We start from the raw sequence: 21,470 nt of genomic DNA on the forward strand, positions 1-21,470 counted from the left end.
TTTTGAGCACGCCAATCAACATTTCTAAAAGATAAAACCTCTCTGTTTTTGAATTTAAGAACGTGCGGGCGATTCAGAAATCTTGCTGAACGGAGCGGCCTGAAGACCAAGGCTTCAGGACCGAGAGAATGCACCGCGCAGCGGCAAGATTTCCAGCCTGTCGCAGTGATAGCTGAAACATAGCCAGCGAGCGAAGCGCTTGTTGAAAAAGCGAGGAGGAATCCAAAGGAGGAAAAGCACTTTCCTCCTTTGGGCGGTTTCGATGCAGAAAGTTAAGTAATCTCAGTTATTGAGAAACCGAAACATCCCCGGTCTGGTACGGCAGGTTGAAGGCTGCCAAACCCTTCACGCCAGCAAATCCTCCAGTGCTTCCTTCAATTCCTGATGCTTAAACTCAAACCCTGCGACTTCCAGTCTGCGTGGCACGGCTCGCTGACCTCCCAGCACCAGCACCGCTGATTCCCCCATCAGCAAACGAACCACAGGCGCCGGTGCGCGCATAAACGCCGGACGGTGGAGGACTTGCCCGAGCAGGGCGCTGAATTGTTCATTACGTGCCGGGTAAGGCGATACCATATTGAACGGCCCTGAGAGCGTTTCGTGGGCGAGGAGGAAAAGGATCCCGTCAATCATGTCATTGATGTGGATCCACGGCATATATTGCTGACCATCGCCGATCGGACCACCGAGACCGGCGCGGAAGGGCAGCACTATTTTTGCCAGCGCACCGCCTTTTTCGGCCAGTACGATCCCGGTTCGCAGCAGACAAACTCGCGTGGACGGGCTTTGAGCGGACATCGCCAGGGCTTCCCAGCGGGCGCACAGTTGCCAGGTAAATTGCTTGTTCGGCGGCTCATCTTCCGGCACCAGCGCCTGCCCCTGATCGCCGTAATACCCGACCGCTGAACCGGAAATGAAGACTGAAGGCGGCGTCTGACTGGCATTAATCAGCGTCGCCAGTTTTTCAGTGAGCTGCCAGCGGCTTTCACATAACCGGGCTTTGTGTTCTTTCGTCCAGCGTTTGTCCGCGATCGGCTCACCGGCAAGGTTGATGACGGCGTCGAAACCGTCGAGGGTGGTTTTGCCTTCCAGCGTTTCCCATACCTGAACCTGCGAGCCTAACAGCTTCGCCGCCCGTTCAGGGGCGCGGCTCAGTGCGGTAATCTGATGAGATTGTTCAAGAAGTCGCCCGGTGAGTTTTCGACCGATGAGCCCGGTTGCGCCGGTTATCAGGACTTTCATATCGTGATCCTTAACTGTCTGAATTCGCGGATGAACTGGCTATAATCATAGATGAGTCACCGCCATTAACTCGCGATATGGAGCACAATTAAGTGTTTTTATTTTGCAGAAGGGAAAACACCTCCGGCAAAGTACGGAGGCATCGGGGCGGATTATGCCTGCGCTAACGCATAGGCTTTTTGCGTCGCCGGGCGGCTTTTCACCCGCTCAAACCAGTTGCGCACGGCAGGAAACTCCGCCAGATCAATTCGCTGACGTTCATGCGCCACCACCCACGGGTAAGTGGCAATATCAGCAATGCTGTAATTCTCGCCCGCGATATAGGCATTTTTCTCCAGCTGACGGTTTAGTACCCCATATAACCGCCGGGTTTCCTGCAGGAAACGTTCGATGGCATAAGGCACAGGTTGCGGAGCGTAGTGGGTAAAATGGTGATTCTGACCCAGCATCGGGCCAAATCCGGCAACCTGCCAGGTCAGCCATTGCAGCGTGATGGTTCTTTCGCGCAGTTCCTGGCTGAGGAATTTGCCGGTTTTTTCTGCCAGATACTGCAAAATTGCGCCAGACTCAAAGACACTGAGTGGTGCGCCGCCATCCACGGGTTCATTATCAACAATGGCCGGGATTTTATTGTTGGGAGAAATGGCCAGGAATTCAGGCCTGAATTGCTCGCCGGCGCTCATATCAATTCGATAAAGCCGGTATGGCAGGCCACACTCTTCAAGTAAAAGAGAAATTTTATGGCCATTGGGTGTGGGTGCGTAATAGAGATCGATCATATTGCCTCCTGCGTTTTAATCAGACTCCGCGACTTGCGGGGCGGGATGCGCCAATGGGGGATTGATAATCACAAACTATATATCCTGAGTAATAGGTTATCATAATGCATATGAACGGCTGTCTATGTCAGAGTTGTCTGATGGCGAACTTTGTGGGCTGACATAACTTTTACGGTGTATCTGCGCACCCATAGCTATTGAAGCAACCTAGCAGACCCAATAGAATCTCCGGACATTATCGACGTGTTGCAAAATCACAGCGCACAGACTTATTGCGCACAGACCAGCGCTTAAAAGAGAAGGTTCCAGCGGATGTCAGAACAAGAGCAAAACATCAGTACGGATGAGTGGGTTGATATCGTCAACGAAGATAACGAAGTCATTGCCCAGGCCAGCCGACAACAAATGCGCGCTCAGGTCCTGCGTCACCGTGCCAGCTATATCGTGGTTCATGACGGCATGGGAAATATTTTGATTCAGCGCCGGACTGAAACCAAAGATTTCTACCCGGGCTGGCTGGATGCAACGGCAGGTGGCGTGGTGCAAAGCGGTGAAAATATTCTGGATTCAGCGCGTCGTGAAGCCGAAGAAGAGTTAGGCATTGCCGGTGTGCCTTTTGCCGAGCACGGTCAGTTCTATTTCGAGGAAGAGAATAAATGCCGCGTCTGGGGCGCACTGTTCAGTTGCGTATCCCATGGCCCGTTCGCGTTGCAGGAAGAAGAAATCGACGCAGTGCGCTGGATGACTCCGGAAGAAATCACTGCCCGCTGTGATGAATTTACGCCTGATTCTCTGAAAGCACTCTCATTGTGGATGACGCGCAATAACGAGAAAGAACACGGTAAGCCTCTGACGCGTGAAGAAGCAACACCGGCGGTGGAAAGTGTGAAAGCTAATGAAGATTCGTCGACCGAAGACGATATCTGATCAGCATCTCGCGGGCGATATACTATCGCCCGCGGTTTTTTAGCAACTGTCCCGCTTGCACAATGACGATGCGATCGTCACCTCTTCCCATTCCTCATCATTAATCCTCGCCAGTAGCGCCTGTGCCGCACGCACCCCGATTTCCTTATGCGGAATAGCAATGGTGGTCAGCGGTGGCTGACAGACTTTGCTGACGTCCGAATTACCAAAACCGACCACAGCCAGATCGTCCGGCACTTTGATTCTTCTGCGCTGACATTCATACAGCGCACCGCAGGCGAGACCGTCTGACACACATACCAGCGCGTCGAGTTCAGGCCAGGCCAGCAGAAACTCAGGCAGTTGCTGGGCTCCGGTAGAAAAACAGGCTGGTTCCGCGGCATTAATCACCCGGTGCGGCGACATGTGCGCTTTCAGCATCGCTTTTCGCCAGCCCTGCAAATGCTGCTGGAAAATCCACTGTTCCTGATTAGCGCACAGCATGCCGATGTTCTGGTAACCCTTTGCCACCACGGTCTGCGTCAGCTGAAACATCGCCTCGACGTAATCAATACCAATATTCATGTCGATAGGAGAATCGGTTAGCGCACCGATTTCCAGAACCGGAATGGTAAGGTTATCAAGCCATTGCCTGACATTCGCGGAGTGCTCGACGGAAAGCAAAATAGCCGCCGCCAGATTGTAGGACAGCAGCGTTTCCAGCAGTTTTTCTTCACGCTCCATCCGGTGCTGGGACTCGGCCAGCATGATCTGGTATCCCGCCGGTTGCAGCACTTTCTGCAATCCGGCAAACATCTCCGCGCAGCCAGATTCAGACAGGCTGGGCACAATCATCGCAATGGTATTGGACGAGGCAGAAGCCAGTGAACTCGCGGCCTGATTAGGCAGATAACCCAGCTGACTGACGGCTTCTTCGATTTTTTCCCGCAGCTTGTCGGAAACCTGCTCCGGCGTTCGCAGCGCGCGGGAAACGGTCATGCTGCCTACGCCGGCCAGCTGCGCGACATCCGCCAGTGTGACTCTTCCGGTACTGCGTCTTTTCTTGTTAATGGACATTCACGATCCTGACCTTAACTGCGCATCTTGCGCACAATGTATACCTGCTGGCATAACGAAAAAGCGGGCCGCAGCAGGACCGGCATAACGGGAACTACGGCAGAATTCGGTAAATTATCGGCAATTTCCTGACAAAGTATACCGTTATTTGTGCCAGCCGCTGGCCGGTGATACCGCAGCGAGATTATTTTTGATAGCGCTATCACAGATCTCAATGATAGAAGTTTGGTAGCGCTATCTTTGTGAGTTGTATCACAGATGTTAACGCTACCGCTGAAGTAGAGTCTGGATCGTTGGTGCGGTCTGGGGGAAATTTGACCGGCCATCTTCAAAAATATAACGGAGCATCACTATGCTGAATGATTGGCTGACATCTGAACGAATTCAGATCAGAACGGATATCACGGACTGGCGGCAGGCAGTGGAAGTGAGCGCTGAGCCACTGCTGAAAGAAGGGACAATTACCCCGGATTACCTGACCGCAATTTTTGCGCAGCGGGAAAAGCTGGGGCCGTATTTTGTTCTGGCACCGGGCATCGCCATGCCACATGCCAGACCGGAAGAGGGAGCTTATGGACTGGGGTTATCGCTGCTGACGTTACCGCAGGGGGTGAAATTTAATTCAGAGGATAACGATCCGGTGTATACGGTCGTCATGTTATCCGCACCTGATAAGCACAGTCATATTGAGCTAATTTCTGAGCTGGCTGAATTATTTTCCAGTGATGAAGATATGCAGAAAATCCATCAGGCTAAAAGCATCAGTGAAATACAGGATGTGATTTCCCGCTATTAATTTGAGTTAATACCGTCACAGGGAAGATCATTCCAATCAGGAAATATAAACAGTCAGAGGCCTGAATACGGGCAACTGATAGGCTATGTTACGCATTCAAAAACAGATAAAGAACAGGTGAATAAAATGAAAATTATGGCGATTTGCGGTTCCGGTTTAGGCAGCAGCTTTATGGTTGAAATGAACATTAAAAAAGTGCTGAAGAAACTGAATATTCAGGCGGATGTTCAGCACTCTGATTTGTCTTCTGCCATTCCCGGTGAAGCCGACCTGTTCGTGATGGCGAAAGACATCGCTGCCAGCGCCAGCATCCCGGAAAATCAGTTAGTGGTGATCGCTAACATTATTGATATCAATGAACTTGAAACCAAACTGATTGCGCATTTTGAAAAACACCCAGTGTCCTGACGTCACTGAATAACCCTACAAATAAAACAAATAGACAAACGAGGTGGATATGTTTATCCAGGAAACGCTCAAGTTTGTGGTTGATATATTAAAAGTGCCTTCCGTACTGGTGGGGCTCATCGCATTAATCGGCTTGGTCGCGCAAAAGAAAAACTTTTCTGATGTGGTCAAAGGGACGGTAAAAACAATACTGGGCTTTTTAGTATTGGGCGGTGGTGCCACGGTATTAGTCGGCTCTCTTAATCCATTAGGTGGTATGTTTGAACACGCCTTTAATATCCAGGGTATTATTCCAAATAACGAAGCCATTGTTTCCATCGCGCTGGAGAAATTCGGTGCACCGACCGCTTTAATCATGGCGTTCGGTATGGTGGCAAACCTGATTGTGGCGCGTTTCACCCGACTGAAATATGTCTTCCTGACCGGACATCACACGTTCTATATGGCCTGTATGATCAGCGTCATTCTGACCGTTGCCGGTTTTGAAGGGGTTGCTCTGGTCTTCACCGGTTCCCTGACGCTCGGCCTTATCATGGCGTTCTTCCCGGCGCTGGCGCAGCGTTATATGCGCAAAATCACCGGCAGCGATGACGTGGCGTTCGGCCATTTCGGCACCATCGGTTACGTCTTATCAGGCTGGATCGGCAGTAAAGTTGGCAAAGGTTCACGTTCTACGGAAGAAATGAATCTGCCGAAAAACCTGAGCTTCCTGCGCGACAGTTCCATTTCAATCTCCCTCACCATGATCATTATCTATCTGATCATGGCGGTGTTCGCCGGTCAGGTCTTTGTTGAAGCGACCTACAGCGCGGGCCAGAACTATCTGGTGTACGCGATCATCATGGCAATTACCTTTGCGGCGGGTGTGTTCATCATTTTGCAGGGTGTGCGTCTGATCCTCGCAGAAATTGTCCCGGCATTTGTCGGCTTCTCTGAAAAACTGGTGCCGAATGCCCGTCCGGCGCTGGACTGTCCGGTGGTTTATCCGTACGCACCGAATGCTGTACTGATTGGCTTCCTGTTCAGTTTCCTCGGCGGTCTGGTCGGCCTGTTCCTGTTAGGGCAAATGCATCTGGTGCTGATCCTGCCGGGCGTGGTGCCGCACTTCTTCACCGGTGCAACCGCGGGTGTGTTCGGTAATGCGACCGGCGGACGTCGTGGCGCGATGGTCGGGGCGTTTGCTAACGGCGTGCTGATTACCTTCCTGCCAGTTCTGTTGTTGCCGGTACTGGGTGCGCTGGGCTTTGCCAACGCAACGTTCTCTGACGCGGACTTCGGCGTTATCGGCATCCTGCTGGGCAATCTGGCGCGCTTCATGTCGAAGGAAGGCATCATGGCGCTGATCGTCGGTATCTTCGCGGTACTGGTTGCCTGGAACTATCTCGGTAAAAAACCGGTAGCTGAGAAAGAAGTCACAGAGAAGTAAATCCCTGCATCACACCGTTTTTTAACGAATACGTTTTGTAAGACCATCCGGGAAACACTGTCCTGCCTGTTAGAAATAACAGGCCAGGATAAGTGCTCACTAAAATAAGGATCAATGAAGATGAAAGATGTCCAGGAGGTTCGTGATCTTGCCCGACATATCCGCATCGAGACGCTGAAAATGCTGACCGGTCTGGGATTCGGGCACTATGGCGGCAGCATGTCAGTGGTGGAAACGCTGGCGGTTCTGTATGGCGATGTCATGCGCATCGACCCAAAAAAACCAGACTGGCAGGATCGCGATTATTTCGTGTTATCCAAAGGCCATGCGGGACCGGCGCTGTATGCGACGCTGGCGCTGAAAGGCTATTTCCCGGTCAGCGAATTGCAAACGCTGAACCAGAATGGCACCCGGTTACCGAGCCATCCGGACAGGCTGCGCACCACCGGCGTCGATGCTACCACCGGTTCGCTGGGGCAGGGCGTTTCCATCGCTGCAGGCATGGCGCTTTCGCATAAACTGGCCGGTCGCAGCAACCGTGTATTCTGCATTCTTGGCGACGGCGAACTCAACGAAGGCCAGTGCTGGGAAGCCTTCCAGTTTATTGCGCACCACAATTTGCACAATCTGACGCTGTTCATCGATTACAACAAACAGCAACTCGACGGCACGCTGGATGAAGTCATCAAACCGTTTGATCTGGCCGGAAAATTCAGTGCGTTTGGTTTCGATGTTCAGACTATTAAAGGCGATGACATTGCAGCGATAAGCGAGGCGGTGACGCCGGTTCGTCACGCCGAACAGCGTCCGCTGGTGGTGATACTCGACAGTATTAAAGGGCAGGGCGTGAAGTATCTCGAACAACTTGCGAACTCGCACCATCTGCGGTTAACCCCGGATGTGAAACTGGAAATCGAAAACGCTATCGCTGAGCTGGAGGCCACCCATGTTTGAAGTCTCTCTGGAATTACAAAAAGACGCGGTGGAAATGCGCAAAGTTTACGCCAATACCGTGCGTGAAAAGATTGTGGAAAATACGCCGATTATTGCGCTTGAAGCCGACCTGATGAGCTCGATGGCGATGGACAGCGTGCATAAAGATCATCCTGATCATGTGATTAACTGCGGCATTATGGAAGCCAACGTGATCGGCGTTGCAGCAGGTTTGTCGCTGACCGGTCGCGTGCCGTTTGTGCATACTTTTACCGCATTCGCCAGCCGCCGCTGTTTCGATCAGCTGTTTATGTCGCTGGATTATCAGAAGAATAACGTCAAAATTATCGCGTCAGATGCGGGCGTCAGCGCCTGTCATAACGGTGGCACGCATATGTCGTTTGAGGATATGGGCATCGTGCGCGGGCTGGCGAATTCCGTAGTCATGGAAGTGACGGATGCGGTGATGTTTCGCAATATCCTGTTGCAGCTGATGGATCTGAAAGGTTTCTACTGGGTACGCACTATCCGCAAACAGGCCACGCAGGTTTATCAGGAAGGGGCGACGTTTACCATCGGCAAAGCTAATCTGCTGCGGGACGGTACTGACGTTACGCTGATCGCCAACGGGATTATGGTCGCCGAAGCGCTGAAAGCGGCAGAAATGCTGGAACGCGAAGGCGTCAGTGCGGCAGTCATCGACATGTTCACCCTCAAACCGATTGATAGAGACATTATCATCAAATACGCCGCAAAAACGGGCAAAATTGTGACCTGTGAAAACCACAGTATTCACAACGGGCTGGGATCGGCGGTAGCGGAAGTGCTGGTGGAAAACCAGCCAGTGCCAATGCGCCGTGTGGGCGTGAAAGAGCGTTACGGTCAGGTAGGAACGCAGGAGTTCTTGCAGCAGGAATATGGCCTGACGGCTGAACATATTCTTGAAGCCGCGAAAACGTTGCTCTGAGATTTACCGAAAAAACGACAAAAAAAACGCCGGACATTAAGCCCGGCGTTTTGCGTTCAGAAGCTTTGCGCTCAGAGGTTCTGGCTTATTTAGCCGGAACCGCAGCTTCTGCCTGAGCAGACTGAATCGCGGTCAGTGCCACGGTGTAGACGATATCGTCTACTAGTGCGCCACGGGACAGGTCGTTAACCGGTTTACGCATACCCTGTAGCATCGGCCCGATAGAGACCAAATCGGCAGAGCGCTGTACCGCTTTATACGTGGTGTTACCGGTGTTCAGGTCAGGGAAGATGAACACGGTCGCTTTACCCGCAACCGGCGAGTTTGGCGCTTTGGATTTTGCAACGTCAGCCATGATTGCGGCGTCGTATTGCAGCGGACCATCGATGATAAGATCAGGACGTTTTTCCTGGGCCAGACGGGTCGCTTCACGCACTTTCTCGACATCGCTACCTGCGCCGGAGTTACCGGTTGAGTAGGAGATCATCGCAACGCGTGGTTCGATACCAAATGCCGCTGCGGAATCCGCAGACTGGATAGCGATTTCAGACAGTTGCTCAGCAGTTGGATCCGGGTTGATCGCACAGTCGCCGTATACCAGAACCTGGTCGGGCAGCAGCATGAAGAACACAGAAGAAACCAGTGAGCTGCCCGGCGCGGTTTTGATCAACTGCAACGGTGGGCGGATGGTGTTTGCGGTGGTGTGAACCGCACCGGAAACCAGACCATCAACGTTACCTTGTTCCAGCATCAGCGTGCCCAGAACCACGTTGTCTTCCAGTTGTTCGCGCGCAACCACTTCGGTCATGCCTTTGCTTTTACGCAATTCAACCAGACGTGCCACGTATTCTTCGCGCACAACAACCGGATCAACGATTTCGATGCCTTTACCCAGCGTCACACCCTGAGCCGCTGCAACGCGTTTGATCTCGTCAGGATTACCCAACAGAACGCATTCCGCGATACCACGTTCAGCACACAGCGCTGCCGCTTTCACGGTGCGTGGCTCGTCGCCTTCTGGCAGAACGATGCGTTTACCGGCTTTACGGGCCAGTTCGGTCAGCTGATAACGGAAGGCTGGCGGAGAAAGACGACGTGAACGCTCGGAGTGGGCGCTCAGGGAATTGATCCAGTCAGCATTGATGTGAGACGCCACGTACTGCTGCAGTTTCTCTACGCGCTGATGGTCATCTGCAGGAACTTCCAGGTTGAAGCTTTGCAGGCTCAGGGACGTCTGCCAGGTGTTGGTATCTACCATGAAGACTGGCAGGCCGGTCTGGAAGGCGCGTTCGCACAGGCTGTTGATGCGCTCATCAATTTCGTAGCCGCCGGTCAGCAGGATCGCACCGATTTCCACGCCATTCATGGCGGCTAGACAGGCTGAAACCAGCACGTCCGGACGGTCAGCAGAAGTGACCAGCAGGGAACCCGGACGGAAATGCTCCAGCATATGAGGAATGCTGCGTGCGCAGAAAGTCACGGATTTCACGCGGCGGGTTTTGACGTCGCCTTCGTTGATGATGCGGGCGTTCAGGTGCTTGGCCATGTCGATTGCGCGGGTGGCAATCAGCTCGAAGCTCCATGGAATGCAACCCAGAACCGGCAGCGGGCTGTTGGCGAACAGCTGAGTCGGGTCGATATTTGCCACGCTGGCTTTGGTTGAATCATCAAAGATTTCAGACAGATCAGGACGGGTACGACCCTGATCATCAACCGGTGCATTCAGTTTGTTAATGATAACGCCGGTGATGTTTTTATTTTTACTGCCGCCGAAGCTGGAACGGGCCAGTTCGATACGTTCTTTGAGTTGCGCAGGAGAATCATTGCCCAGCGCCAGAACGAAGACGATTTCTGCGTTCAGGGTTTTAGCGATTTCATAGTTCAGCGCGTTGGCGAACTGGTGTTTACGGGTTGGCACTAAACCTTCCACCAGCACCACTTCTGCGTCTTTGGTATTTTCATGGTAACGCGCGATGATCTCTTCCATCAGCACGTCCTGCTGGTTGGAGCTCAGCAGCGTTTCAACGTGGCTCATTTTCAGCGGTTCAGCTGCAGTCACGGTAGAGTTAGCACGAATGATGGTGGTGGTCTGGTCAGGAGCATCGCCGCCAGCACGCGGTTGGGCGATTGGCTTGAAGATGCTCAGGCTGACGCCTTTTTGTTCCATGGCACGGATCACGCCCAGGCTGACGCTGGTCAGACCAACGCTGGTGCCTGTAGGGATCAACATAATTGTACGGGACACGGCTAAACCTCTTTAACGGTTGCCAGGCAGGGACATTCGCAGGTTTGTGCAAAGGGGATAATGATCAGCATAAGCGCGATGATTATCCTGCGCGGTGCGTCCAAACGGGCGGCGTTTGCCTTTGAGTGAAAAATTGCCCGCATGACGCGGGCAGTCTTGAATCGATTATGCAGTCAGACGCGCGGCGTCTTGTGCAATCACCAGCTCTTCGTTGGTCGGGATGACCAGAGCGGTGCGGGTGCCTTCTTTATTGATCGCGCCGGATTTGCCGAAACGGGCAGCCAGGTTGCGTTCGTGGTCAACTTCAAAGCCCAGCAGGCCCAGTTTAGCCAGAGACAGTTCGCGAACCATTGCGGCGTTTTCACCGATGCCGCCAGTGAATACCACGGCGTCGAGACGGCCTTCCATCAGTGAAGTATACGCACCGATGTATTTCGCCAGACGATGGCAGAACACGTCCATTGCACGTTTTGCATCCGCTTTGGTGGTGTAGTTGTCTTCCACATAACGGCAGTCGCTGGTGACTTCGGTCAGACCCAGCAGGCCAGATTCTTTGGTCAGCATTTTGTTGATTTGATCAACACTCATGCCCAGAGAATCATGCAGATGGAAGATGATAGCCGGGTCGATGTCACCGCTACGCGTACCCATCACCAGACCTTCCAGCGGGGTCAGACCCATGGAGGTGTCTACACATTTACCGTTACGGATGGCGCTGACAGAACCGCCGTTACCCAGGTGGCAAGTGATCAGATTCACTTCTTCCACTGGCTTGTTCAGCATTTTTGCGGCTTCCTGAGTCACATAGAAGTGACTGGTGCCGTGTGCGCCGTAACGACGGACATGGTGATCTTTATACAGGCTGTACGGCAGGGCGTAGAGATAAGACTCTTCCGGCATGGTCTGATGGAAAGCGGTGTCGAAAACGGCAACGTTTTTATCAGCCAGTTTAGGGAAAGATTTCAGCGCTTCATCGATACCGATCAGGTGAGCCGGGTTGTGCAGCGGTGCAAACGGGATAGATTCTTTGATACCTTCGATGACAGCGTCGTTGATCAGCATGGACTTGGTCAGCTTTTCGCCGCCATGAACGATGCGGTGGCCGATTGCAACCAGCTCTGCGGACAGCTCAGGTTTTTTGCTCAGAATGTTGTTAACGATAAACTTCAGCGCTTCACTGTGTGCGGCACCCGCACCTAAAGCGGCTTCTTCTTTGCCACCGTCCATTTTCCATTTAATGCGTGCTTCTGGCAGATGGAAACATTCGGCTAAACCTGAAATGTGTTCTTCGCCATTTGCAGCATCAATGATGGCAAACTTAAGGGAAGAACTACCACAGTTAAGAACCAGTACAAGCTTACTCGACATGGAAGTACCTATTTATTGTTGGTGCTGTTTAAGAAAAACAATACACGTGGTTAATAAATCGTCAATCTGACATCAAGCGTAGCGCATAATGGCGGTGACAATTATGATTAACATCATGCCGGAGAGCCAAAACCGGCATGATGATGAAAAAGCTGGAGAATCGCCGGGCTCTGTTTGTTTAAGCCCTCTTATAACAGGGGAATAACCTGTGCACGGGCACAAAGTATCTCTGTTATGCGCCTTCAGGATGTTACTAATCAGTAAAAACACTAACAAAAAATACAATAACTAATTACAAAACCACCCAGAGCAAGGCACTATGCTTAATATAGGGAGCAAACATTGCAAATTACCGTTTGTATCCCAACTTTATTATGATGTCGTTGCCTGAGAGGGTTGCGAGGCTGCGATAGAATACCGACAGTGTCAGTAAAAACAAAATATATTTTATCGTGGTAAACTCCAGTTTGTGTTTTACAACTATTTTTTAAATTTTATACGTGAAGTTGAGGTGCAAATATGACGAGTAAGCCAACAGGCTCCGTAAGCTGGTTTCAGATCTTCCAGCGCGGACAGCACTATATGAAAACATGGCCGTCAGATAAGCGCCTGGCTCCTATGTTTCCGGAGAACCGCATCTCCACGGCCACCCGTTTTGCCGTGCGTATTATGCCGCCGGTGGCGGTATTTACCCTGACGTGGCAAATTGCCCTCGGTGGTCAGCTCGGGCTGGCGGTAGCTACAGCGATTTTTGCCTGCAGTTTGCCAATGCAGGGCTTGTGGTGGCTCGGTCGCCGTTCGGTGACGCCTCTGCCTCCTGGTTTACTCGGCTGGTTCCATGATGTGCGTAATAAGCTTGCAGAAGCCGGGCAAGCGCTGGCACCGATTGAAGGCACCCCGACCTATCAGTCTTTAGCTGACGTGCTTAAACGCGCGTTCAAGCAACTTGATAAAACATTTTTAGACGATCTGTAAGCCTGATTTCTCCGCTGACCCTGTCAGCCATCATCTATAGTCTTTCATGAGTTGCATGACACCGGAGGAAAGTCCCCTCCGGTGATTATTTCAGATGAGATCCCGACTCAAATCAAAGAATGGTGTGCTTGCGATTTCGCAGAACTTTGCGCTATGCCATGCTTTGCTCATTATGCAGACATGAGGATTTTCACGATGGAAATGACTAACGCTCAACGCCTGATTTTATCGAATCAATACAAAATGATGACCATGCTGGATCCCGATAATGCGGAACGGTATCGCCGGTTACAGACGGTAATTGAACGCGGTTTTGGTTTGCAAATGCGCGAGCTGGACAGAGATTTCGGTGAGCTGCCGGAAGAAACCTGTCGCACAGTGATTAATATTATGGAAATGCACCATGCCATGCAGGTGTCATGGACCAATCTTAAAGATACACAGGATTTGGATCGTCGCCGTATTGATTTCCTTGGTTTCGATGCCGCCACTGAATCCCGTTATTTAAGCTATGTTCGTTTTATGGTGAATACCGAAGGGCGTTACACTGACTTCGATGCAGGCACGCATGGCTTTAACTCGCAGACCAAAATGTGGGATAAATACCAGCGTATGCTGGCGGTATGGCAATCATGCCCGCGTCAGTACCATCTGAGTGCGGTAGAGATAGCGCAAATCATTAATGCTTAATGCGAAATAACCAAAGGGGAATTGCCTGTGGAGTGCAAAGGTTTCTTGTTCGACCTTGATGGGACGTTAGTGGATTCATTACCGGCAGTTGAGCGTTCATGGATTAACTGGGCGCTCAGTTGGGGAGTCAATCCTCAGGATGTTCTGGCGTTCATTCACGGCAAACAGGCGATTACTTCCTTACGTCATTTTATGGAAGGCGAGAGTGAAGAAACGATTCAGAAAGAGTTTATAAAACTGGAACAAATCGAGGCGACCGACACTGAAGGCGTCACTGCGCTTCCTGGCGCGCATTTACTGTTAAGCGAGCTCAACCGCCAGAACATTCCTTGGGCGATTGTGACCTCCGGTTCAATGCCTGTCGCCAGCGCCCGTCATAAAGCGGCGAACTTGCCAGAGCCCGAAGTGTTTATTACTGCGGAGCAGGTGAAACACGGCAAACCTCAACCGGATGCCTATCTGCTTGGCGCAGAACGTTTAGGTCTGGCACCGGAAGATTGTGTTGTTGTCGAAGATGCCGCTGCGGGCGTGATGGCCGGTCTGGCTGCGGGCTGCAAAGTCATTGCGGTTAATGCGCCTGATGACACTCCGGGTATTGAAAACGTTGATTTTGACCTGTCGACGCTGGAAATTCTGCTGGTCAGCAGTTCCGACGAAAGCGTAAAAGTCAGCCTGCGTTAAGTACAGAAAAAACACAGTTTCCTTCTTTAAATTGATATAAACCTCGCTTATGCGGGGTTTTTTTATGCCATTCTGATACCCGTCCTGCCTCTCAATCTCAACGCAAACGGAGTGTGTTTTGACCGGTGAATTATTTTGGGTAGTCACGTTACTTGTTATTGCTATGGTGCTCTTCGCACGCAATACGCTGCGAATGGATATTGTGGCGTTGCTGGTGATCATTGCCTTCGTGCTAAGCGGCACGCTGACCATCAATGAAGCGCTGGCGGGATTCAGTGATCCCAACGTGATTCTGATTGCTGCCCTGTTTGTCGTCGGGCATGGTCTGGTGAGAACCGGCGTGGCCTATCAGGTTGGCGACTGGCTGATGAAAGTCGCCGGTAACAGTGAAACACGGATGCTGGTTTTGCTGATGCTCACGGTGGCCGGTCTCGGTGCTTTTATGAGTTCCACCGGTGTGGTCGCGATCTTTATTCCTGTGGTGATCAGCGTTTCTGCCCGCATGAAAACCTCTCCCGCACGGCTGATGATGCCACTGAGTTTCGCCGGGCTTATCAGCGGCATGATGACGCTGGTTGCGACACCGCCGAATATGGTGGTTAACAGTGAATTGCTGCGTGAAGGATTCGATGGTTTTGGTTTCTTCGGGGTCACACCGGTCGGACTGGTGGTGCTGATCATGGGCGTTGGCTATATGCTGATCGCACGTCGCTGGCTCTCATCCGATAACGCTTTGCAGGATAAACAGCGCTGGAAACGCCGGACTTTTCGCGATTTGATCCGCGACTATCGTCTGACCGGCCGGGCGCGAAGGGTAACAGTCCGCCCCGGTTCTCCGCTGGTCGGACGCACGCTGGATGATTTACACCTGCGTTCGCGTTATGGCGCCAACGTGGTGGGCATTGAACGCTGGCGGAAGTTTCGCCGTGTGATGGTCAGCGCGACAGGGAATACCGAACTGTTTGCCCGCGATGTGTTGCTGCTTGATATGTCCGATTCCGGTATATCATTCAGGCAGTTTTGTACCGATGAAATGCTTGAGCCTATGGTGTTACGCGGCGAATATTTCTCTGAACAATCGAGAGATGTCGGTATGGCCGAAGTGTCGTTAATCCCTGATTCCGAGTTATTAGGCAAAACACTGCGCGACGTGGCTTTCCGTTCGACCTATGGCCTGAACGTTGTTGGCATCCGCCGTCAGGGGGAAGCGCTCGAAGGCAGGCTGGTGGATGAGGAATTACAGCTGGGCGATATGTTGCTGGTGATTGGTGACTGGAAACTTATCCGCCAGCTTCAGCAACAGATGCATGATTTCATCGTGCTGAATCTTCCTGCTGAAGTGGACGAAGTCGCACCTGCGCTGAGCCAGGCACCTCATGCGCTGTTTTGCCTGGCGCTGATGGTCGCGCTGATGCTCACCGACGACGTGCCCAATGCGATTGCCGCCATTATCGCCTGCATTCTGATGGGCAAATTCCGCTGCATTACGATGGAAGGTGCTTATAAAGCCATTCACTGGCCTAGCCTGCTGTTAATCATCGGGATGATGCCTTTTGCGCTGGCGCTGCAAAAAACCGGCGGTGTGGCGTTGATAGTGAAGGGGTTGATGGAAGTCAGCGGCGGTTACGGCCCTTATATGATGCTTCTGAGTTTGTTCATTCTCTGCGCGGGGATCGGGCTGTTTATTTCCAATACGGCGACTGCCGTGCTGATGGCGCCGATCGCGATTGCGGCGGCGCATCAGATGGGCGTGTCGCCTTACCCGTTCACCATGATCATCGCGATTGCCGCGTCTGCTGCCTTTATGACACCGGTGTCGTCACCAGTGAACACGCTGGTGATGGTGCCGGGTAACTATAAATTCGGCGACTTTATCCGCATCGGCGTGCCTTTTACGTTGCTGGTGATGGTCGTCAGCGTGTTTCTGGTGCCAGTGCTTTTCCCGTTCTGATCACATCGGGGAATCGAGGCTGATCTCATCCAGTGACAGACTGAAGCTCGGAATAAAGACTTCCATAAAGTAGTCCATTTCCGGGCTTTTTCTGTCTGCCAGCGTTTTTTCCAGGCGTGCCTTTGCCAGGGTGAATTCATTGTTTCCCGCAGACAGCTCTTCAAGACATTTCAGATAAGCACACAGTGCGTCAGCCTGTTTGACAGTCAGCTTTTCATCTTCAGTGTAATAATGCTCGTCAATCAGCGGGCGGAAATCTTCCTGCAATTCCTTCGGCAACATTTCAATCAGCTTTTGCTGAGCAATTTTCTCAATCTTTTTGTATTCATGCGCAATTTGCGGATTGTAATACTTGATAGGCGTTGGCATATCGCCGGTCAGCACTTCACTGGCGTCATGATACATCGCGAGCAGGGCAACGCGTTCAGCGCTCAGATTGCCGTTAAATTTACGGTTCTTAATGACAGCTAAAGCGTGAGCCACGAAGGCAACCTGCAGGCTGTGCTCAGAGACATTCTCTGTGCGGACATTGCGCATCAGCGGCCAGCGGCTGATCAGTTTGAGGCGGGAAAGATGGGCGAAAAAATGACTCTGATTCATAGCACTCTCAATAACAACGGTGAATGAGCGTCCATTGTGAGCAGTGCGGGGCAGTGATGTAAATAGGCGAAAGAGAAAAGGGCGCAGCCGTTGATGCTGCGCCCTGAACATTACTGGCGGTAGGTCTCGAGGAAACGGCCCAGTTTGTTAACGGCCATTTCCAGTTCGTCCACGCGCGGCAGCGTGACGATGCGGACATGATCCGGATACGGCCAGTTAAAGGCGGTACCCTGAACCAGCAAGACTTTTTGCTGGAGCAGCAAGTCGAGCACCATTTTCTGGTCGTCATGGATGTTGAAACGTTTGGCGTCAATACGCGGGAACATATACAGCGCGCCTTTCGGCTTCACGCAGGAAACTCCCGGGATTTCATTGATCAACTCCCATGCGCGGTCACGCTGTTCAACCAGACGTCCGCCCGGCTGAATAAACTCGCTGATGCTCTGGTATCCGCCCAATGCGGTTTGTATAGCATGTTGCATCGGCACGTTGGCACACAGACGCATAGAGGCCAGCATTTCGAGACCTTCGATATAACCTTTCGCATGTTTCTTCGGCCCGTTCAGAACCATCCAGCCCTGGCGGAATCCGGCCACGCGGTAGGTTTTTGAAAGACCGTTAAAGGTGACGGTCAGCAGATCCGGTGCCAGGGAAGCGATTGAAATATGCTGGGCTTCGTCATACAGAATTTTGTCGTAAATTTCGTCTGCGAAGATAATCAGGTTGTGCTCGCGGGCGATATCAACAATCTGCATCAGCAATTCTTTGCTGTAGACCGCACCCGTCGGGTTGTTCGGGTTGATGATCACTATACCGCGGGTGCGCGGGGTGATTTTGTCTCGAATATCAGCGATATCCGGGAACCAGTCCGCGCCCTCGTCACACAGATAATGCACTGCGTTACCACCGGAAAGTGAAACCGCTGCAGTCCACAACGGATAGTCCGGCGCAGGCACCAGCATTTCGTCGCCGGTGTTCAGTAATGCCTGCATTGACTGAACGATGAGCTCAGAAACACCGTTGCCGATATAGATATCTTCAACCGTGATGTCGCGCATATCGCGCGCCTGATAGTGCTGCATGATCGCTTTACGGGCAGAAAACAGACCTTTGGAATCACAGTAGCCTTGCGCCGTCGGCAGATTGCGGATGACATCGACCAGAATTTCGTCCGGTGCGTCAAATCCGAATGGCGCCGGGTTGCCGATGTTCAGTTTGAGGACTTTGTTACCTTCTTCTTCAAGGCGTTTTGCCTCTTTAAGCACCGGGCCGCGAATGTCATAACAGACGTTGTCCAGTTTGTGGGATTTTTCAATCGGGGACATGTAAATGAGAGCCTTTTGCAGTAAAGCCTGTTCTTCCCTGGCGACGAGCGGCCGCAGAGCAGTGCGAATGGCACAATTTACTCCCCGACAGAGGGCAAGAGAAGGGCTTTGCACCGTTTTGGTGAAAAACAGCAGTAAAGTCAACTGAGGCGGGTTTTTAACAAAGCGTTTGAATCATCATGTGGTTTTTAATTCTTGTTTCTGTGTGTTTTTCGTTTTTATATTTTGCAAATGTACACTTTGCGAACAATAAATTCACTGTTTTCGCTGGCTGCACCGCTTAATTCGTTAATCCCGCCAGAGCAAATTTTGAACTGAACATCATGAAAACTTACCAAAGCTCGATAAATTCTGAAAAAAAATTGGGCAGTCCTGTTTTATTGATAAAAATTCTTAACAAGAGTCAGTGTTATTTCGCTAATGTATAATAATCAATGCTGGATAGATGATCATGTTCTTAATGATATCTGAAACCTATTTCATTAAAGTATTAAAATGCTTTTGAGCCCTATATTTTAATTTTCCAGCGCAAACAAATTTTGAAGAAACTAGAAAAATCTTAATCTTACTTTAACTATACCTGGCTGAGAAATTCTGTTATTCGCGTGACTCAATGAATTTGTTGAATTATATTTTCACTGGCTGATTTTATTAATTAATTTGGCTTATGTTTTCAATGCGTGAGATCGTGTGGATTTTCGGCTATTGCAGACAGAAAGCGCACGCAGGCGGGTTATGGAGGGTTCAGCAGGACAGACTGTATTAATTAAGATGCTCTAATCATTTAGCCTTTATGTGGATTTAGAGTGGGTGAAGTTAATGTCCGTATCCTCACAATGGCCAAAACTTTCATGCACAAATATTTCTCAATTTAGCTTATCAAATGAGTGAGTATCCGACATATCTGGTATTCTGCTTTTTGCGGGTACTTTGACGCACCATCAGGGTAGCTTGTTATTAGATTCTATAAAGTGAAGAAAAACTATGACAATTGCAAATCGTCCAATCCTCAATCTCGATCTCGACCTGTTGAGGACATTTGTAGCTGTTGCTGATTTAAATACGTTCGCTGCGGCTGCTGCTGCTGTGTGTCGTACTCAGTCGGCGGTAAGCCAACAAATGCAACGTCTAGAACAACTCGTTGGAAAAGAACTGTTTGCCAGACATGGACGCAATAAATTATTAACTGAACATGGTATTCAGTTATTGGGGTATGCACGCAAAATCCTTCGTTTCAATGATGAAGCCTGCACCTCTTTGATGTACAGCAATGTTCAGGGCGGGATAACGATTGGTGCGTCAGATGATACAGCTGACACCATTTTGCCTTTCCTGCTCAGCCGGGTGACGTCGATCTATCCTAAGTTGTCGATTGATGTCCGCGTGAAACGCAGTCCTTTCATGCTATCGATGCTTGAAAGTGAGGAAGTGGACTTGGCCATCACTACGATGACCAATACCGACCACCCGCACATCGTTCTGCGCACTTCGCCAACGCTCTGGTACTGTTCAGCGGATTTTGCTTATCCTTCCGGGGACAGCGTGCCACTGGTGGTGCTTGATGAGCCCAGCCCTTATCGTTTAATGGCGACTGAACATCTTAATCAGGCAGGGATCCCGTGGCGTATTGCGTATGTGGCTTCTACATTGTCTGCCATTCGAGCGGCAGTGCGTGCCGGTCTGGGCGTGACTGCGCGACCTATCGAAATGATGAGTCCGGAGTTACGTGTTTTGGGTGAACAGGACGGTTTACCACGACTGCCTGACACGCAGTATGTGCTGTACAAAAATGCCCGTTGTGAAAATGAACTGGCCATGGCGATTTTCAATGCCGTGGAGCAGGGGAATGATCCTTATTCGCTTAGCGCTTATGGTCCGCGTCCGGTAATGGATGATGATCAGGAGTTCCTGGCAGATCCCCAAAACTAAGATTTTCGCCCAGCTTTACCTTCCGCCTCCGCTTAATGGGGCGGGGGTAAAGGCTTCTACCTCTTTTGAGGTGCAAGAGTTATTCTTTTAGTGCTTCTGTTTATTATTTCGCGTAAAACCCGCCTTTTATAACCTTATCGCTTCCCGCTCCCTGTAAAGACCCTTGTTCGCAACACTCCCCAACCACAACTGAGCGACTAAATGGCGAAAAAACCAGCATTTTTCAACGTTAAAAAATAGCATCAAATTTTTCCGCAAATCGCTTGTCGTTTTTTGAAAATCAACAAAACTTGTTAAAAGTGTGCCTTTTTATCTCTCAAAATTGACAGAACTCTGACACAGATCAAAAAAATAACCCTATTAAGAGAGTGGAAGCGCTGCCTATTCCTGCGACAATAGGAAAGTACGAAAGATGTCATAACTCCCATCACAGGCTCATGCTTTACCAGAGTATTTTACTGACACGATTTAGCTTAAGTACCGGCGCATGATATGTTAATTAAATGCTATGCATGTAAACTAATGTGGAGATACTTTTGTCAAAGTTGACAAAAGGTTATAGAAAAGGGTAAAAAGCCCACAACAAATCACTGGCTTAATGCCTTGTTGAGCCGTGAACTGTGTGGTTTTTAATCCTTCCCTTGAATCGATGTGGTGCGCAAGCTGCCGACCTTACAGAGCAGATGCCAAAGTGCCACTTTTGATGAGTAAGCAATGAGTATGTCAACAGCCACTGAAGTCATCGCTCAACACTGGGCGTTCGCCGTTTTTCTTGTCGTCGCAATGGGTCTTTGTTGCCTGATGTTACTGGGCGCCGCGTTTCTTGGCGGGAGAGCCAGAGCGCGTTACAAAAACACGCCTTTTGAATCAGGTATCGCCTCTGTCGGCACTGCCCGACTGCGTCTGTCCGCCAAGTTCTATCTGGTCGCCATGTTCTTCGTTATTTTCGACGTTGAAGCCCTGTATCTGTATGCATGGTCAACATCTATTCGCGAAAGCGGCTGGACCGGATTCGTTGAAGCCACCATTTTCATTTTGGTACTGCTGGCTGGTTTGTTCTATCTGGTGCGTATTGGCGCACTCGACTGGACACCAACACGTTCGAAAGGACCTGTTAAACCAAGCCCGGCGATTAATACCAACAGTCACCCTCAGTAAGCAGTCATAGCGAG

At 50.9% G+C, this 21,470-nt stretch carries 19 protein-coding genes; 12 read left to right on the forward strand and 7 right to left on the reverse strand.

The genetic code is table 11. The features are described 5' to 3' along the window. Positions 1-345 precede the first annotated feature (345 nt). Together UC15_RS18160 and yfcG are read right to left on the reverse strand one after the other, a co-directional pair. The gene (locus UC15_RS18160) at positions 346-1,242 is read right to left on the reverse strand and encodes a TIGR01777 family oxidoreductase (RefSeq protein ID WP_112289897.1); all 897 of its coding nucleotides are present in this window, start codon (positions 1,240-1,242) and stop codon (positions 346-348) included. 152 nt (positions 1,243-1,394) lie between these two features. Continuing rightward, complete coding sequence (gene yfcG, locus UC15_RS18165; RefSeq protein WP_112289898.1) at positions 1,395-2,021, reverse strand: GSH-dependent disulfide bond oxidoreductase; 627 nt, start codon at positions 2,019-2,021, stop codon at positions 1,395-1,397. A gap of 312 nt (positions 2,022-2,333) precedes the next feature. Between yfcG and yfcD the strand changes: the two genes are divergently transcribed. Then, positions 2,334-2,948, forward strand: coding sequence for an NUDIX hydrolase YfcD (gene yfcD, locus UC15_RS18170; protein ID WP_112289900.1), 615 nt, complete (start codon positions 2,334-2,336; stop codon positions 2,946-2,948). Between the two features lie 39 nt (positions 2,949-2,987). On the opposite strand, the gene UC15_RS18175 is transcribed toward yfcD, so the two are convergent. After that, positions 2,988-4,004 carry a LacI family DNA-binding transcriptional regulator gene (locus UC15_RS18175; RefSeq protein ID WP_112289901.1) on the reverse strand — a complete coding sequence of 339 codons (1,017 nt, stop codon included), beginning with the start codon at positions 4,002-4,004 and terminating at the stop codon, positions 2,988-2,990. Between the two features lie 352 nt (positions 4,005-4,356). On the opposite strand from UC15_RS18175, the gene UC15_RS18180 reads away from it, so the two are divergent. The 5 genes from UC15_RS18180 to UC15_RS18200 all read left to right on the forward strand — a co-directional run bounded on the left by UC15_RS18180 (position 4,357) and on the right by UC15_RS18200 (position 8,534). Next, a complete protein-coding gene (locus UC15_RS18180; RefSeq protein WP_112289904.1) occupies positions 4,357-4,800 on the forward strand; it encodes a PTS sugar transporter subunit IIA in 444 nt (147 codons plus the stop codon). 126 nt (positions 4,801-4,926) lie between these two features. Continuing rightward, on the forward strand, positions 4,927-5,208 hold the full coding sequence (locus tag UC15_RS18185; protein ID WP_112289905.1) for a PTS sugar transporter subunit IIB: 282 nt from the start codon (positions 4,927-4,929) through the stop codon (positions 5,206-5,208). A gap of 49 nt (positions 5,209-5,257) precedes the next feature. Beyond that, positions 5,258-6,634 carry a PTS ascorbate transporter subunit IIC gene (locus UC15_RS18190; protein WP_112289907.1) on the forward strand — a complete coding sequence of 459 codons (1,377 nt, stop codon included), beginning with the start codon at positions 5,258-5,260 and terminating at the stop codon, positions 6,632-6,634. A gap of 120 nt (positions 6,635-6,754) precedes the next feature. Then, positions 6,755-7,588, forward strand: coding sequence for a transketolase (locus UC15_RS18195; protein WP_112289908.1), 834 nt, complete (start codon positions 6,755-6,757; stop codon positions 7,586-7,588). Next, positions 7,581-8,534 carry a transketolase family protein gene (locus UC15_RS18200; protein WP_112289910.1) on the forward strand — a complete coding sequence of 318 codons (954 nt, stop codon included), beginning with the start codon at positions 7,581-7,583 and terminating at the stop codon, positions 8,532-8,534. The genes UC15_RS18195 and UC15_RS18200 overlap by 8 nt, the downstream gene beginning before the upstream one ends. A gap of 85 nt (positions 8,535-8,619) precedes the next feature. On the opposite strand, the gene pta is transcribed toward UC15_RS18200, so the two are convergent. Beyond that, the gene (pta, locus tag UC15_RS18205) at positions 8,620-10,764 is read right to left on the reverse strand and encodes a phosphate acetyltransferase (protein WP_181955538.1); all 2,145 of its coding nucleotides are present in this window, start codon (positions 10,762-10,764) and stop codon (positions 8,620-8,622) included. A 180-nt stretch (positions 10,765-10,944) separates the two neighbouring features. After that, positions 10,945-12,147 (reverse strand): acetate kinase, encoded by a 1,203-nt coding sequence (gene ackA, locus UC15_RS18210; RefSeq protein ID WP_112289913.1) that lies wholly within the window; start codon positions 12,145-12,147, stop codon positions 10,945-10,947. 519 nt (positions 12,148-12,666) lie between these two features. Here ackA and yfbV point away from each other — a divergent pair. The 4 genes from yfbV (at position 12,667) to UC15_RS18235 (ending at position 16,444) form a co-directional block, all read left to right on the forward strand. Beyond that, positions 12,667-13,122, forward strand: a complete 456-nt coding sequence (gene yfbV / locus UC15_RS18220; RefSeq protein ID WP_112289915.1) for a terminus macrodomain insulation protein YfbV — start codon at positions 12,667-12,669, stop codon at positions 13,120-13,122. A 195-nt stretch (positions 13,123-13,317) separates the two neighbouring features. After that, entirely contained in the window at positions 13,318-13,812 is a 495-nt protein-coding gene (locus UC15_RS18225) for a YfbU family protein (RefSeq protein ID WP_013574583.1), read from the forward strand. 27 nt (positions 13,813-13,839) lie between these two features. Beyond that, the gene (locus UC15_RS18230) at positions 13,840-14,493 is read left to right on the forward strand and encodes a sugar phosphatase (RefSeq protein WP_112289917.1); all 654 of its coding nucleotides are present in this window, start codon (positions 13,840-13,842) and stop codon (positions 14,491-14,493) included. A 118-nt stretch (positions 14,494-14,611) separates the two neighbouring features. Then, complete coding sequence (locus UC15_RS18235; protein ID WP_112289919.1) at positions 14,612-16,444, forward strand: SLC13 family permease; 1,833 nt, start codon at positions 14,612-14,614, stop codon at positions 16,442-16,444. Here UC15_RS18235 and yfbR read toward each other — a convergent pair whose 3' ends face one another. Both yfbR and UC15_RS18245 read right to left on the reverse strand, forming a co-directional pair. Beyond that, complete coding sequence (yfbR, locus tag UC15_RS18240) at positions 16,445-17,044, reverse strand: 5'-deoxynucleotidase (protein WP_112289921.1); 600 nt, start codon at positions 17,042-17,044, stop codon at positions 16,445-16,447. A gap of 110 nt (positions 17,045-17,154) precedes the next feature. Next, complete coding sequence (locus UC15_RS18245) at positions 17,155-18,369, reverse strand: pyridoxal phosphate-dependent aminotransferase (protein WP_112289923.1); 1,215 nt, start codon at positions 18,367-18,369, stop codon at positions 17,155-17,157. Positions 18,370-19,353: 984 nt separating this feature from the next. Between UC15_RS18245 and lrhA the strand changes: the two genes are divergently transcribed. Together lrhA and UC15_RS18255 are read left to right on the forward strand one after the other, a co-directional pair. After that, on the forward strand, positions 19,354-20,298 hold the full coding sequence (gene lrhA, locus UC15_RS18250; protein WP_112289925.1) for a transcriptional regulator LrhA: 945 nt from the start codon (positions 19,354-19,356) through the stop codon (positions 20,296-20,298). A gap of 714 nt (positions 20,299-21,012) precedes the next feature. After that, positions 21,013-21,456 carry an NADH-quinone oxidoreductase subunit A gene (locus tag UC15_RS18255; RefSeq protein WP_101076106.1) on the forward strand — a complete coding sequence of 148 codons (444 nt, stop codon included), beginning with the start codon at positions 21,013-21,015 and terminating at the stop codon, positions 21,454-21,456. The last annotated feature ends 14 nt before the right edge of the window (positions 21,457-21,470 follow it).

The sequence above is a fragment of the Rahnella sp. AN3-3W3 genome, from assembly GCF_003263545.1.
In the GTDB taxonomy this organism is placed as follows: Bacteria; Pseudomonadota; Gammaproteobacteria; order Enterobacterales; family Enterobacteriaceae; genus Rahnella; species Rahnella variigena.